This window comes from Shewanella sp. 10N.286.51.B2 (assembly GCF_041469265.1).
GTDB lineage: Bacteria > Pseudomonadota > Gammaproteobacteria > Enterobacterales > Shewanellaceae > Shewanella.
The window spans coordinates 20961-35504 of the sequence record NZ_JBFRKH010000021.1 but is presented as its reverse complement, the minus strand read 5'-3'; the positions used below and the strand labels follow the sequence as shown (position 1 = coordinate 35504).

Sequence of the window (14544 nt, the reverse complement as noted above, 5' to 3'; positions counted from 1 at the left end):
TCGTTATTGTTCGGATTCTTATGTCGTATTAGTAACTTGAGGCAAGTATGCGCCCTATTATCAAATCCAATAAACTCGATAGTGTTTGCTATGATATTCGAGGACCTGTTCATAAAGAGGCACGCCGCCTAGAAGATGAAGGTCATAGAATATTAAAACTTAATATCGGCAACCCTGCCCCTTTTGGATTTGAAGCCCCTGAAGAAATTGTCCGTGACGTCATTTTAAACTTACCAAGCGCTCAAGGTTATTGTGAATCAAAAGGGCTATTTTCAGCCCGTAAAGCCATTGTGCAGCATTATCAAGCTCAAGGGATCTTTGGTATTGATATCGAAGATGTCTATATCGGTAACGGTGCATCTGAGCTTATCTGTATGGCATTACAAGGTCTACTTAATACCGATGATGAAGTACTGATCCCCTCACCTGATTATCCGCTATGGACCGCTGCTGCCAACCTTGCTGGCGGTAAAGCGGTGCATTATCGCTGCGATGAAGAGTCAGACTGGTTTCCGGATATTGACGATATTAAAAGTAAAATCACCCCGCGCACCCGCGGCATTGTGATCATCAACCCCAATAACCCTACAGGTGCGGTATACAGTCGTGAGTTATTGTTAGAGGTGGTTGAACTGTGCCGTCAACATGACATCATTTTATTCGCCGACGAAATCTACGATAAAATTCTTTATGATGAAGCTGTGCATGTACATGCAGCTTCGCTTTCAGATGATATTTTGACAGTGACGTTTAATGGCTTATCTAAAGCTTACCGCGCTGCAGGTTTTCGCGTTGGCTGGATGGTTCTCAGTGGCAATTTAAAAGCCGCCAAAAATTATATTGAAGGTTTAGACATGTTGGCCTCAATGCGCTTGTGTTCAAACGTACCTAATCAACATGCGATACAAACTGCTTTAGGTGGCTATCAAAGTATTAACGAGTTAATACTGCCAAATGGCCGTTTAACCGCCCAAAGAGACGTCTGTTATGACGTGCTTAATTCAATACCCGGTGTTAGCGTTAAAAAACCTAAGGGAGCTTTATATGCCTTCCCTAAGCTGGACTTAAAGAAATTTAATCTTAGAGACGATGAAAGACTGGTACTGGATTTATTAAAATCTGAAAAAATGCTTTTAGTCCAAGGTACCGCCTTTAACTGGCCAGAGCCAGATCATCTGCGAGTGGTATTTTTACCCCACAAAGAAGACTTAACTAAGGCACTCACAGATTTTGGCAACTTTTTAGAGAACTACTCACAGTAATCAAATTACTGCCGTATTTATCAGTAATAGTCATAACAAACACAGCCACTATAGTTTTTATCGTGGCTGTTTTTATATGCTCATGACAAGGCGCTATCGATTACGCGAAACTCTATAGCAACCAGCTAAAGTGAACGGCTAAAGTGAAAAGCTATAGTAAAGGGCTAAACAAATAAAAAACTTGTTCAATCACCCTTTTGTACCAAGGGCGTTTATTCCACTGTGCTAAAGTAAGTTGCTCAGAATCATCAATATAGCTTTGCTGTAACTGCTGTAATTTATAAGCAAACTTAACATCGTCAACCGCTAAAGTGAGTTCAAAATTTAGCCACAAGCTACGCATATCCATATTTACCGTACCAATCAAACAATGTTCATCATCAATCAACACCGACTTAGTGTGCAGCAAACCACCGTTAAACTGATGAACTTTTATGCCAGCATTTAACAGTTCAGTGAAAAACGAACTACTGGCCCATTTGACCATAGTGGAATCGTTGCGCCTTGGGATAATAATATTAACATCAACTCCCCTTAACGCTGCGGTGACTAAGGCCACTAACAAGTATTCACTGGGTACAAAGTAAGGTGTGGTAATAACAATGCGTGTACGGGCTTGATATAAACTTTGTAATAATACTTGATGAATAACATCTTCCGGCATCCCTGGGCCCGATGGAATAACTTGAACTAATGACGATGTATGAGTCGACTCTGCCTCTGGCGGCTGCTCAGGTAAAAAGCGCTCATTGGTTTCAACTTCCCAGTCCCAGCTGCTTACGGTATTAATCACTGGTACAACAGGTCCGGTGATCCGCACCATCATATCAATCCACTCTCCCACCTCGCTGGACTGCTTAAAATATTTAGGATCAACTAAGTTCATTGAGCCGGTATAGCCCACGGTATTGTCTATGACAACAATTTTACGATGCAAACGCAGATCCATGCGCCTAAACAGCATACGCAGTGGACTAACAATCAATGCCGGCACCACTTTAATTCCTGCATCTGTCATTAACTTTGGCCATGATGATTTGAAAAACTGGCGACTGCCGGCGGCATCCAATAGTAATTTAATGGCGACATTACGCTGGCTAGCGGCAATCAATGCATTAGCCACTTCATCTGCAAGACCACCGGGATGCCAAATATAAAACTCCATATGAATACAATTTTTAGCCTTATTTATATCGCTAATTATTGAGTTTAAAATGTCATCGGTAGTATGTTTTAACACCATTTCATTGGCAGTAAGAGATGGGATCCTTAATTGGGTGTCACACAAATGACTAATAGGAATAGCATAATGACTTTGGCTTTCTGGTTTATGGGCATTATGCTCATATAACGCTTTAAACCACTCGGCATAGGGTTTATACATGGCTTTTGAACGATTTGAGCGGGTTTTACCCAAATGCAATTCACCAAATAATAAGTAGGCAAACACCCCAACAAAAGGCAAAAAGTAAATAATCAACAACCAAGAAAATGACACGCCGATACTTCGACGTTTGATAACGATTCGAATTGCCACCACACCTAAAATAAGCCAATAAAGCACCACACCAACAATGGCAATAATTTGGGTCAATTGATCCATAGTTTTTACAGTATTCCTAGGTGTATTGAAAAGTTAATAGTAAAGTTGATTGTACTCTTTAAACAAGCAAGCATATAGCAAAGCTAATCATTCAGCTGTCATACATCTATCTCGAGGTAACATTGAACCTTAACAAATTAAAATATTGGATCATGATCGGGCTATTGTTAAGTGGCGGTTTGTATTTATTTGTAGTGACGAAATTCAATGGCGAAGCCGAGGTTATGATGAGTGAACTACAACCCATGTTTGTGTCTCAATGTTTATCCCAAACAGTCAGCAAGCCCCTTGATCAACAAGGACGCTTACGTATTGCTGTTTGGAACATTTATAAACAACAAAAGAGAAACTGGCAAACTGAATTACAGCAAATCACTCAAGGCTCAGATTTGTTACTTCTGCAAGAAGCCAAACTTAATCGTCGTTTCTCAAAGTACTTAGCCGATACCCAGCACCATGTGGTAATGGCCAAAGGGTTTAACCTGCTTAACGTACCAATGGGGGTTATGAATATTTCATCTCAACCAGCTAGTGAAGCCTGTGCCTATCAAACTGCAGAACCGTTAATCCGATTCGCCAAATCGACTCTTGTGGCCGCCTACCCATTATCTAATGGCCAGCAATTACTGGTGGTCAATTTACACGGCGTTAATTTTGACTGGCGACTAAATAGTTACGAATCACAACTGAAAAAAGTGCTAAAAAAAGTCGCCATACATCAGGGGCCGGTTATTTTAGCAGGAGACTTAAATACCTGGCGAGAAGGTAGAATGAGTATCGTAAGGCAACTCACTCATGGCCTGAGCCTAACAGAAGCTAAATACAAAGCAGATTTTCGTAAACGGGTGTTTGGCTTACCACTTGATCATTTATTTTATCGCGGTTTAACCTTAATAAATGCAGACTCTAACGAAACCTCAGCCTCAGATCATAATCCGATCCAAACAGAGTTTATCCTGCAATAACACCCTGAGCAAAATTAAACCACTTTAAAACTAATCAATTTGGCTTCTTCAGCAAAAAAGCGATAAAAATCCTCTTGCTGATCTTGCTTGCCAACAAATGCTACCAAGGCTTTTTTGTCGGTGCCTTTTACCAGTTCTCGTATTTGAGTTAAGCGTTTTACAAAATTTGTCTTTACCGCTTCAGGCCATGCACTGGTTTGAATTTTGACAACATAGGGTCTGAGGTTTTTATTCTTATTATCCACTTTTTGCCACCAGCCAGCGGATAACTTAATCATAATATAGTCAGCTTCAACTTGTGGTTTATCCCATGCTAAGGTGCTGTAAAACACCTTGGTATCATTATTGTCAGTTTGAAAACGAAACTTTTGCTTGCCTACTGGGTTAATGATTTTTGTGAAAATCTGCCCATATTGGTTTCCCTCAACCCCTTCAAATGAAAGCGCCCTGTCACGATCGTAAGGAAAGTCAAAATACTGATCGACTATGCTTTGAAAAGAGCTGGTCAGATAATTCGCTTTACGCTTACTGCTTACAGTTTTCGCGGCCTTCGACCTTGTTAATTGATTAACATCATCAGCGGCAATCTCGGTAGTACTCACCGCTTTAACGGACTTTGCGGCGGTTAAAGTAAATCGATTTGGATAGGCTAACGGAAAGCCTTCATCACTGCTCAGCCGTGATGTTTTGCCTTGCTGCTTAATTTTACTGCTGGCTTTAGCGTAACAATGCTGCTCATGTTCAACGTTTTTTGAGGTTTTAAAATAAGGTCTACGTAAGTTAACCGCTTTTTTGTAAGAGCAAGGTATAAGCGCCACAGCGCATTCATCGCAAACAAAATTAAGTGATTTTACATTGTCGAGTATATAAAGCTCTTCGTTGGTGACTAATCTATCTAATTGCAAACAGCGAGCATCATCCATATTTAATCTCATTTAACTTAACATTTTCTTTCATAATCAAGCTTATCCGTTGTTATGCTAACGTAAATCTTGGTTAATTGTTAATATAAAATACAGTTGTATGGCGCAGTGTAGTTGATTACAGTAGACAGATAGCTTTTTAGCCGTAATCCGTATGCATTAGTGACACGGATCTGCTATTCGCCTTAATCCTATTACCGAGGCAGATTATGAAACCAAGTACTTTTATGGCATGGATCACCCGTATGCCATTGTTAGAACGTTGGGCTTTGATGCATTGTTTTCAAAAAGAAAACGTATCAGAGCATTGTCATCAAGTCGCTGTGATTGCGCACTTATTGGTGGTCATTAAAAATAAACGCTTTGGCGGTAAGCTAAATCCAGAAAAAGCGGCTACCATCGCCCTTTACCATGAAGTATCAGAAACCAAGCTCCAAGATATCAACTCCAACACCAAATATCACAGTCCTGAATTTACCAAAGCCTTTAAAAAGCTTGAAGATCTGGCTGAAAAAGAATGCTTAGCCTCGTTACCTGAAGATCTGCGTGAAGAAATGGAGCCACTATTAGTTCAAACCCAAGTCGACCCAGAATACAAAGCTATCGTCAAAGCCGCAGATATTTTACAAGCCTATGTGAAAACCATGAATGAGCTACGCTTTAACAATGACGAGTTTCAACATGTAAAAATTAACTTGGATAAAAAGCTTAAGCAAATGGAACAAGATTTACCTGAAGTAAAATGTTTTATCGAAATTTTCCTCGATAGCTGCACTTCCACATTAGATAAATTGACTGAAAACGAATTAACTAACTGATGCTCACACAGTAAAGGATGATCAATGTCAGACAATGAAATACACAGTAGTGATGTCACTGAAAATGAATTAGCTGCCATCAATGACAAACAAATGAACGCTGATATTGAGGGCAGCACTAAGATAAATCCATGGCATGAACGCCGCCTAGGTGAAGATAAATTACGCCGTAATGATCACCGCAGTCCGTTTCAGCGTGACAGAGCAAGAATACTGCACTCAGCCGCCTTTCGTCGCCTACAAGCTAAAACTCAGGTACACGGCATTGGCATGAACGATTTTTTTCGCACTCGTTTAACCCATTCATTAGAAGTATCACAAATAGGCACAGGCATCGCTGCCCAGCTTAAACGTAAATTCCCTGACATTGAGCAACTATTAGATTCAATGAGCTTAATAGAGTCACTATGCTTAGCCCATGATATTGGTCATCCGCCATTTGGTCACGGCGGTGAAGTGGCCTTGAACTATATGATGCGCCATCACGGCGGATTTGAAGGCAACGGTCAAACTTTTAGAATTTTAGCCAGACTTGAACCCTACACCGAATACTGGGGCATGAATCTAACCAGGCGAACCTTACTTGGAGTGTTAAAGTATCCCGCTTTATATAGCCAGTTACATGTCGATTTAGGTCACCCAGAAATAACCAGCCACAGACAATTAAGACCTTCACAGTGGCCATCGGTAAAAGGCCTTTTTAACGATGACAAAGATATCTTCGATTGGGTGCTTTCAGGTTTGAGTGTAAATGATAGAAACCGCTTTATCAGCATTAAAAACAGCACTAATCAACACTATCCTCACCACAGAACCCAGTATAAATCTTTTGATTGCTCCATCATGGAACTGGCGGATGATATCGCTTATGCAGTCCATGATTTAGAAGATGCTATTGTCATGGGCATAGTCACGCCTTTGCAATGGCAGCAGGATGTCGCTGACAAATTAAGCCAAAGTAATGACCCATGGCTTACTCACGAATTTACCCATATCGCAGATAAATTATTTTCCCATCAACATCACTTACGTAAAGATGCCATAGGTACCTTAGTGAATGGTTTTGTCACTGCCATTAATATCGAGCAAGACGACAAATTTGATGAACCTTTATTAAAATACAATGCCAGCCTAGAGCCTGACTTTGCCATCGCATTGCATACTTTAAAACAATTTGTCTATAAGTACGTTATCCGTAAACCTGAAATGCAAATGCTCGAATACAAAGGCCAACAAATTGTCATGGAATTATTTGAAGCCTTTGAGTCTGATCCACAACGTTTGCTGCCATTAAACACTCAAGAACGTTGGTTACATGCCAAGGAGAATAACCTTAATCCAATGCGAATTATTGCAGATTATATTTCTGGAATGACCGATGAATTTGCCGGTAAGTTGCATCAGCAATTATTTGGCCCCAAGTCTTCTGGCATTTTTGAGATTAGCTTAGAAAGATAACCTTACTTACCTATCAAGATGAGACCCCTGTGTTAGTGGCTTTGATGAGAGTTAAGCATCTAAAGTCACTAACACTGTAATAAAACTTCAATTCACTTCCAGCCAAAGCACACTCAGTTAGCTTAAATTTTTATGCTATTAATTCAAAGGTAAAACACTCTTAGTGAATTAACCGCCAGCTTTGCTGACATGATAATAATCACTTAACTAAGCCTTTTTGTGTAATTAAATTACCATTCGTAGTGATTTGTGCTGTGGATCACGACATATATACCGCTAAAGGAGTAATTTTATCACGTAGGCGCTAATAATTTGCCAAGGTCACAGCTATAACAGCTGCTAAGAGTTGTTAACTAAAACGCTTTAGTTAACAATTTTTGAGGACGTAATGATGACTGTCAACAACACCGAACAACTTGAGCTACTGGTAGAGCGAGTCGCTAAAGCGCAGAAAGAATATGCCAATTTCAGCCAAGAACAAGTCGACAATATATTCAGAGCAGCAGCGCTTGCCGCCACTGATTCTCGTATTAAACTTGCTAAAATGGCAGCAACTGAAACCAACATGGGTTTATTAGAAGACAAAGTCATTAAAAATCACTTTGCATCTGAATATATATACAACAAATATAAAGACGATAAAACCTGCGGTATCATCGCTGAAGACATCACTTTTGGCACCATCACCATTGCCGAACCTGTAGGGATAATTTGCGGCATAGTGCCCACAACTAACCCTACCTCAACTGCCATTTTCAAAGCGCTGATTAGCCTTAAAACCCGTAACGGTATTATATTCTCGCCACATCCAAGAGCCAAGCAATCCACCACGACTGCAGCACGTATTGTTTTAGATGCCGCCGTTGCCGCTGGTGCACCCAAAGACATTATCGGCTGGATTGACGAACCTTCAGTGGCGCTGTCTAACCAACTTATGACACACGATAGCATCAACCTTATCCTCGCAACTGGCGGCCCCGGTATGGTTAAAGCTGCATACTCATCGGGTAAACCTGCCATTGGGGTTGGTGCGGGTAATACCCCAATCGTGATTGATGAAACCGCTGATATAAAACGCGCAGTAAGCTCAATCCTTATGTCAAAAACCTTCGATTACGGCGTCGTGTGCGCCTCAGAGCAAGCCATCATCGTGGTAGACAGTATTTATGAGCAAGTTAAACAACGCTTTGAAACTCATGGCGGTTACCTGTTATCCGATTCAGAGACCGCTGCCATGCAAGAGGTTATTCTTAAAAATGGTGGGTTAAATGCTGACATCGTTGGTCAAAGTGCCCCAACCATTGCCAACATGGCAGGAATTACTGTCCCAAGCTGGACTAAGGTATTAATTGGTGAGGTGACGGATATCAATGAAGCTGAAGCCTTTGCCCATGAAAAGTTATCACCACTTTTAGGTATGTACCGCGCCACTGATTTTAATGATGCCATGGACAAAGCTGAAGCATTAGTGACATTAGGCGGCATTGGTCATACCTCAGGGTTATACACTGACCAAGATGGCCAAGTAGAAAGAGTTAAAGCCTTTGGTTTTAGGATGAAAACTGCGCGGATATTAATAAACACTCCAGCATCACAAGGAGGTATTGGCGATTTATATAACTTTAAATTAGCGCCATCACTGACTTTGGGCTGTGGTTCATGGGGCGGTAACTCAATATCTGAAAACGTTGGCCCAAGCCATTTAATTAATAAGAAAACTGTCGCTAAAAGGGCTGAAAATATGTTGTGGCACAAACTACCCTCTTCAATTTATTTCCGCCGAGGCAGTTTACCCATTGCATTAGAAGAGCTATCAACTAAAAAACGCGCCTTAATTGTCACTGACAAGTTTCTGTTTAATAACGGCTATTGCGATGAAACCATTAAAATCTTAAAAGCTCAGGGGCTTGAAACAGAAGTATTCTATGACGTTGAAGCGGATCCTACTTTAGCCATTGTGAAACAAGGCGCTAAAGTTGCTCAAAGTTTCCAACCTGATGTCATCATAGCATTAGGTGGTGGTTCGCCTATGGATGCGGCTAAAATAATTTGGGTATTGTATGAACATCCTGACGTTGATTTTGCTGACTTAGCTTTGCGTTTTATGGATATTCGCAAACGTATTTATAAGTTCCCCAAATTAGGGGTTAAAGCGCAAATGGTGGCAATACCGACCACCTCTGGCACAGGCTCAGAAGTGACCCCGTTTGCCGTGGTAACCGATGAAGTGAGCGGCATGAAATACCCTATTGCTGATTATCAACTCACTCCTAACATGGCAATTGTCGACCCCAATTTAGTAATGGATATGCCAAAGTCATTAACCGCTTTTGGTGGCATTGACGCTGTAACTCACGCATTAGAAGCTTATGTTAGCGTGATGGCAAATGAATTTAGTGACGGTCAGGCCTTACAAGCACTGGAATTATTATGTGAGCATTTACCGGCAGCTTATGAACTGGGCGCTAAAGCCCCCATAGCCAGAGAAAAAGTCCATAACGGCGCCACTATCGCAGGTATTGCCTTTGCTAATGCTTTTTTAGGCATTTGCCACTCAATGGCCCATAAGCTCGGTGCTGAGTTTCATTTAGCCCATGGGTTAGCAAACGCATTGTTAATCAGTAATGTTATTCGCTTTAACGCCACCGATATGCCGACCAAGCAAGCTTCTTTTAGTCAGTACGACCGCCCAAAAGCCTTATGTCGTTATGCAAAGATAGCTGAAACCCTAAAGCTTGAAGGTATTGACTCAAACACCACTGATAAAGACAAGGTAGCATTGCTAATAAGTAAAATAGAACAGTTAAAAACCGCAGTCGGTATTCCGACATCTATCAAGGAAGCTGGTGTTAATGAAGCCGATTTCTTAGCCAAATTGGATGAATTAGCCGAGCACGCTTTTGATGATCAATGTACTGGCGCCAATCCGCGCTTCCCGCTTATTAGTGAGTTAAAGCAGATATTATTAGATAGCTTTTATGGTAAGCCATATCAAGATAACTAATGGCTATGTTCTAGTTGCTACTTTTCGGCACTGGCTCTGGTACAAGTCTACACAAGCTAGAGTTATAAAAGAACTGGCTTGAACAGTAGCGATTAATTAACCGCTGATACAATATTGATTATCATCAAATGTATCAGCGGTATTTTTATTTAATAATTTACTGTTTACCTTTGCTTTATTAGTGTCAGTGAGCCATCCAGATGCACATCACGTTGTGGATATGCCACCACAATATTGTTTTGCTCTAATAATTCATCCAGTGCAAAACGAATATTACTTCGCGTCACCCTTAACCCCCCTTCTACAGTGGAGTTAATCCAAAAGTTAACTTCAAATATTAGCGCGTTGTCACCAAAGTCTTCAAAACTCACCACAGGTTTAGGCTCAATTAATACCTCTTTTTGTGCGATAGTTGCTTCATATAACAAATCTGCGACAACTCTTGCCTTAGTCCCATAAGCTACGCCAACCCGCACATTTGACCTGACTAAATTATCAACTAGTGTCCAATTCACCACAGTGTTTTCTAATAATGTGCTATTGGGGATCAACAAGTGAACGCCATCAACCCGTCTTATACGAGTCGAACGATTATTAATGGCTTCGACTATGCCTTTAGCACCTTCAACTTCAAGAAAATCACCAATTTTAGTGGGGCGTTCCCACATTAATATCCAACCACTAATGAAGTTGTTAATAATGTTTTGCGCGCCAAAACCAAAACCGATTGCAATGGCACCGGACAAAAATGCAAATGCGGTAATGGGCACATTAATTAAATCAAGCGAAGTAATTAATAATATTGCAATGGCGATGACATACAATATACGTTGCAACAGATGGATAATATTAGGGTCAGTCTTTTTAGACGTTAACCGCTTAGTGAGCAGTTTTACTAGCAATTTAGTGATGAACAAACCGACAATTATGATCACCGGAATGATCAATAACCCACCTAAGGTAATTGGCTGTTGTGCAACAGTAAACACTGTCAAATTTAGCCATTGTTCAACTTGTACGAAATCCATTATTGCACCTCGTCGTTATTACTAAACCTGAATTCATATTTAGATTCAAGATCCTAAATATACCGCTGACGGATCCACTAAAAACCGTGTACCTAAAGCTTCACGACCAAATAGCATTAAATAACTCATGTCTGAGCGATCGGTAAGGGTAATTTCAATCGACCACTTTTGTTGCCCAAGAACTACTGGCGTTTTAATCACATAACGTTGCTCCGAGGTGCCATTAGATGACTTAATTTTACGGATATCACTAATAGGAGCATGGCAGCTTTTTACCGTATCAACATTATGTGAATCTGGGTGAATATCAAACGAGACACAATGCTCGCCATCTATCAGCACCTTTTTAATATTATCTACATGTAAAGACGAAGTTTTAGCCCCTGTATCCACACGTACTTGTAACTCGGTGATACCCAATTTAGGCAGAGCGATATACTCTAAGTTGCCAATAATCGTTTTATTTTTCATATCGAAACTCATTAATTTACAGAATCTGGTAATAGTTGTTCTTGAACATTTTCAATGTGTTCAGCAATTTTTTCATCATTTTCGCTAAAGTAAGCAATATGAAACATGGCTTCACCTTCTTGCACTAGCGGTATGTTTTGTTTACCGATTAATATGCCAGAGCGTGATGCGATCACCGAGTCAATCACTTCGCCATAGGGGCTACCAATTTCAGCCAAAACTTGCCCTTTAGTAATTTGTTCACCCAAATTAGCAATGTTATGCACAATCCCACTGGCATTGGCACGTACCCACTGACTGCCGTTGGCGATAAATGGGGCGCGCTTTTTCTTTGCTTTTGATGATGATTTTCTAATCATGCCTAAGTGCTGCAACACATTTAAAATGCCTTTCATGCCTGCACGTATTGAAAACTCATCAAATCTTAGCGCTTCACCTGCTTCATACAAGAGGATTTTGGTTTCATTCTTAACAGCTGACTCCCTTAAAGAACCATCCACTAGGTTTGAATTTAAAATAACCGGCACGCCAAACACTTCGGCAAGTAGTTTGGTTTCCTCATCGTCCATATCCGCTCTAATTTGCGGGAAATTAGAGCGGTGTATCGCGCCAGTATGTAAATCGATGCCGTAATCACAATGTCTAACGATTTCATTAAGAAATATATGTGCTACCCGCCCAGCTAATGAACCTTTCGCAGAGCCAGGAAAACAGCGATTTAAATCCCGTCTATCTGGCATGTAGCGGCTTTGATTCACAACCCCATACACATTGACCATAGGTACAGCTATGAGGGTCCCTGAAGTGATCTTAAATTTATTTTGTTTAATTAGCCTTCGTATAATTTCAATGCCATTTAATTCATCACCATGTACCGCCGCACTGATAAATATTGTTGGCCCCGGCTTTTTGGCACGGATGATATGTACCGGTAAAGAAACATCAGCATCGGTATATAATTTTGCTACCGGTAGCTCTATTTTGCGCTGCTCACCGGGTAAAATGGTAAAATCGCCAATAATTAACTTATCCATAATGACGTCCTAATCAGCCTTTACCACGGGTTTTGTTTTTATGGGGCTTGGCATTCTTTTCTAAAAATTGAAATACCATTGACGCGACATCTTTACCCGTTGCCGTTTCAATACCTTCAAGCCCTGGTGATGAATTAACTTCCATCACCATAGGGCCATTTTGTGAGCGCAGTAAATCAACCCCGCATAAGTTTAGCCCCATAATTTTGGCTGCATTAACTGCTGTTTCACGCTCTTCTTTAGATAATTTAACCACTACAGCAGAGCCACCGCGGTGCAAGTTGGAACGAAACTCACCTTCTGCCCCTTGGCGCTTCATTGCCGCAACAACCTTACCGCCAACCACTAAACAGCGAATATCGGCACCACCAGCTTCTTTAACAAATTCTTGTACCAAAATGTTGGCTTTTAACCCCATAAAGGCTTCGATAATGGCTTCAGCAGCTTTAGCGGTATCAGCAAGAACCACCCCGATACCTTGGGTGCCTTCTAGTAGCTTAATCACAACAGGCGCACCACCAACGTTTTTAATCAAATCTTTGATATTGTCAGGCTTGTTAGCAAAACCGGTACGTGGTAAGCCAATGCCTTTACGTGACAATAATTGCAATGAACGTAATTTATCGCGAGAGCGACTAATGGCGACAGATTCGTTAATATTAAAGGTGCCCATCATTTCAAATTGCCTGGCCACAGCTGTACCGTAAAATGTCACTGATGCACCAATACGCGGGATCACAGCATCATACATAGGAAGCTCTTTACCATCGTAGCGCAAGGTTGGTTTGCTGCTGGTAATATCCATGTAGCAATGTAATGTATCAATAATATCCACTGTGTGGCCCATAGCTTCACCGGCCTCTTTTAAGCGGCGAGTTGAATATAAATTTGGGTTTCTTGATAGAATGGCAATTCTCATAATATGTCCTGAACATGTTTCTTTTATTGCACAAAGGTGCTGTAATTCGCTGAGTGTAAGAGTATCTCTCTCATAAATATAACGTTATATTTTGATGTGTTTAATTAAAAAATTTAATCACAGCTTTTAAAGGATTTTGATGAAAGTAGAATTATTAAAAACATTTTTAGAAGTTAGCCATACGCTACATTTTAGAGTCGCTGCCGAAAATTTGTTTATCACTCAATCTGCTGTCAGTGCCAGAATCAAGCTTTTAGAAGAGGACTTGGGGGTGTTACTGTTTGATCGCAGTAAGAAACACCTTAAATTAACACCAGAGGGTAACCGCTTAATTAAGCATGCCAATGAGCTGCTATTGATGTGGCAAAAAGCCAAGCAAGATGTGGGGATTGCTGAGGGTGATAACCACCAACTGGCCATAGGTTCTATCATGTCTATATGGGATATCGTCCTACAAGGCTGGCTCACCAAAATTCACCTCAATATCGAAGGGATGAGTTTATTAACCAGTACCCTATCGCCCGTTGAATTAAGAAAAAGCCTGTTAAGTCGCGTTATTGATGTGGCCTTTTTATTCGAGCCGCCTTATGTAGAAGATCTTGTCATCACTAAGGTTGCGACTGTGCCGTTATACCTAGTGAGCACAGAATCAAATCGTGCCAAACAAAAGTCGACATTAGCAAACTACATTATGGTGGACTATGGTGAGTCGATTAACAGCCAATACCGCCGCAGTTTTCAAGACTCACCGCCAGCAAAACACTCGATGAACCAACCAAGGATTGCACTTAATTTTTTATTGGATGTCGGTGGCTGCGCCTACCTGCCAAGACAAATGGCGTTTGAATATATTGAAAGCAATAGACTTTTTATTGTCGAAGATGCGCCGGTTTTTTCTCGAGAAATTTATGCAGTGTATCTAGAAAAAGGTCATAAAGTGGATATTATTGAACAAACGCTACAGCTATTTCCCTATTTAAAAACATAAAGCTAATGGACAACTAGCATTTGTTACACGTTTTTTTAGTCTGGTAATAACAAAGCCCAACAAGGATTACT

At 40.7% G+C, this 14544-nt stretch carries 12 protein-coding genes; 6 read left to right on the top strand and 6 right to left on the bottom strand.

The window, feature by feature from the left end; genetic code table 11:
- Positions 1 to 47 precede the first annotated feature (47 nt).
- A complete protein-coding gene (locus AB4140_RS06095; protein ID WP_102476748.1) occupies positions 48 to 1262 on the top strand; it encodes a pyridoxal phosphate-dependent aminotransferase in 1215 nt (404 codons plus the stop codon).
- A gap of 151 nt (positions 1263 to 1413) precedes the next feature.
- Here the strand turns inward: AB4140_RS06095 and cls are convergent, their stop codons facing one another.
- Positions 1414 to 2865 (bottom strand): cardiolipin synthase, encoded by a 1452-nt coding sequence (cls, locus tag AB4140_RS06090; RefSeq protein ID WP_102531127.1) that lies wholly within the window; start codon positions 2863 to 2865, stop codon positions 1414 to 1416.
- 179 nt (positions 2866 to 3044) lie between these two features.
- On the opposite strand from cls, the gene AB4140_RS06085 reads away from it, so the two are divergent.
- A complete protein-coding gene (locus tag AB4140_RS06085; RefSeq protein ID WP_372000152.1) occupies positions 3045 to 3830 on the top strand; it encodes an endonuclease/exonuclease/phosphatase family protein in 786 nt (261 codons plus the stop codon).
- Between the two features lie 14 nt (positions 3831 to 3844).
- Here AB4140_RS06085 and AB4140_RS06080 read toward each other — a convergent pair whose 3' ends face one another.
- Positions 3845 to 4753 (bottom strand): hypothetical protein, encoded by a 909-nt coding sequence (locus tag AB4140_RS06080; RefSeq protein ID WP_102435510.1) that lies wholly within the window; start codon positions 4751 to 4753, stop codon positions 3845 to 3847.
- A gap of 209 nt (positions 4754 to 4962) precedes the next feature.
- Here AB4140_RS06080 and yfbR point away from each other — a divergent pair, with 209 nt between their 5' ends.
- The 3 genes from yfbR (at position 4963) to adhE (ending at position 10033) form a co-directional block, all read left to right on the top strand.
- Positions 4963 to 5571 (top strand): 5'-deoxynucleotidase, encoded by a 609-nt coding sequence (yfbR, locus tag AB4140_RS06075; protein ID WP_102435511.1) that lies wholly within the window; start codon positions 4963 to 4965, stop codon positions 5569 to 5571.
- A gap of 93 nt (positions 5572 to 5664) precedes the next feature.
- Positions 5665 to 7029, top strand: a complete 1365-nt coding sequence (locus tag AB4140_RS06070) for an anti-phage deoxyguanosine triphosphatase (RefSeq protein ID WP_102519551.1) — start codon at positions 5665 to 5667, stop codon at positions 7027 to 7029.
- Positions 7030 to 7420: 391 nt separating this feature from the next.
- Complete coding sequence (gene adhE, locus AB4140_RS06065; protein WP_102435513.1) at positions 7421 to 10033, top strand: bifunctional acetaldehyde-CoA/alcohol dehydrogenase; 2613 nt, start codon at positions 7421 to 7423, stop codon at positions 10031 to 10033.
- 164 nt (positions 10034 to 10197) lie between these two features.
- Here adhE and AB4140_RS06060 read toward each other — a convergent pair whose 3' ends face one another.
- From AB4140_RS06060 to rimK, 4 genes are read right to left on the bottom strand one after another with little or no spacing between them, the layout of a single operon-like run.
- A complete protein-coding gene (locus tag AB4140_RS06060; RefSeq protein WP_372000150.1) occupies positions 10198 to 11061 on the bottom strand; it encodes a mechanosensitive ion channel family protein in 864 nt (287 codons plus the stop codon).
- Positions 11062 to 11106: 45 nt separating this feature from the next.
- The gene (locus tag AB4140_RS06055; RefSeq protein ID WP_102435517.1) at positions 11107 to 11532 is read right to left on the bottom strand and encodes a RimK/LysX family protein; all 426 of its coding nucleotides are present in this window, start codon (positions 11530 to 11532) and stop codon (positions 11107 to 11109) included.
- A gap of 11 nt (positions 11533 to 11543) precedes the next feature.
- Complete coding sequence (locus tag AB4140_RS06050) at positions 11544 to 12566, bottom strand: succinylglutamate desuccinylase/aspartoacylase family protein (protein WP_102435519.1); 1023 nt, start codon at positions 12564 to 12566, stop codon at positions 11544 to 11546.
- 13 nt (positions 12567 to 12579) lie between these two features.
- Complete coding sequence (gene rimK / locus AB4140_RS06045) at positions 12580 to 13485, bottom strand: 30S ribosomal protein S6--L-glutamate ligase (RefSeq protein ID WP_102519522.1); 906 nt, start codon at positions 13483 to 13485, stop codon at positions 12580 to 12582.
- 139 nt (positions 13486 to 13624) lie between these two features.
- Here rimK and AB4140_RS06040 point away from each other — a divergent pair, with 139 nt between their 5' ends.
- A complete protein-coding gene (locus tag AB4140_RS06040) occupies positions 13625 to 14473 on the top strand; it encodes a LysR family transcriptional regulator (protein WP_102519521.1) in 849 nt (282 codons plus the stop codon).
- Positions 14474 to 14544: the final 71 nt, after the last annotated feature.

Bases quoted from the DNA above. Each gene is read 5' to 3' on its own strand.
- AB4140_RS06095 (WP_102476748.1), top strand. From the start codon at position 48: ATGCGCCCTATTATCAAATCCAATAAACTCGATAGTGTTTGCTATGAT.
- cls (WP_102531127.1), bottom strand. From the start codon at position 2,865: ATGGATCAATTGACCCAAATTATTGCCATTGTTGGTGTGGTGCTTTAT.
- AB4140_RS06080 (WP_102435510.1), bottom strand. From the start codon at position 4,753: ATGGATGATGCTCGCTGTTTGCAATTAGATAGATTAGTCACCAACGAA.
- yfbR (WP_102435511.1), top strand. From the start codon at position 4,963: ATGAAACCAAGTACTTTTATGGCATGGATCACCCGTATGCCATTGTTA.
- AB4140_RS06070 (WP_102519551.1), top strand. From the start codon at position 5,665: ATGAACGCTGATATTGAGGGCAGCACTAAGATAAATCCATGGCATGAA.
- adhE (WP_102435513.1), top strand. From the start codon at position 7,421: ATGACTGTCAACAACACCGAACAACTTGAGCTACTGGTAGAGCGAGTC.
- AB4140_RS06060 (WP_372000150.1), bottom strand. From the start codon at position 11,061: ATGGATTTCGTACAAGTTGAACAATGGCTAAATTTGACAGTGTTTACT.
- AB4140_RS06055 (WP_102435517.1), bottom strand. From the start codon at position 11,532: ATGAAAAATAAAACGATTATTGGCAACTTAGAGTATATCGCTCTGCCT.
- AB4140_RS06050 (WP_102435519.1), bottom strand. From the start codon at position 12,566: ATGGATAAGTTAATTATTGGCGATTTTACCATTTTACCCGGTGAGCAG.
- rimK (WP_102519522.1), bottom strand. From the start codon at position 13,485: ATGAGAATTGCCATTCTATCAAGAAACCCAAATTTATATTCAACTCGC.
- AB4140_RS06040 (WP_102519521.1), top strand. From the start codon at position 13,625: ATGAAAGTAGAATTATTAAAAACATTTTTAGAAGTTAGCCATACGCTA.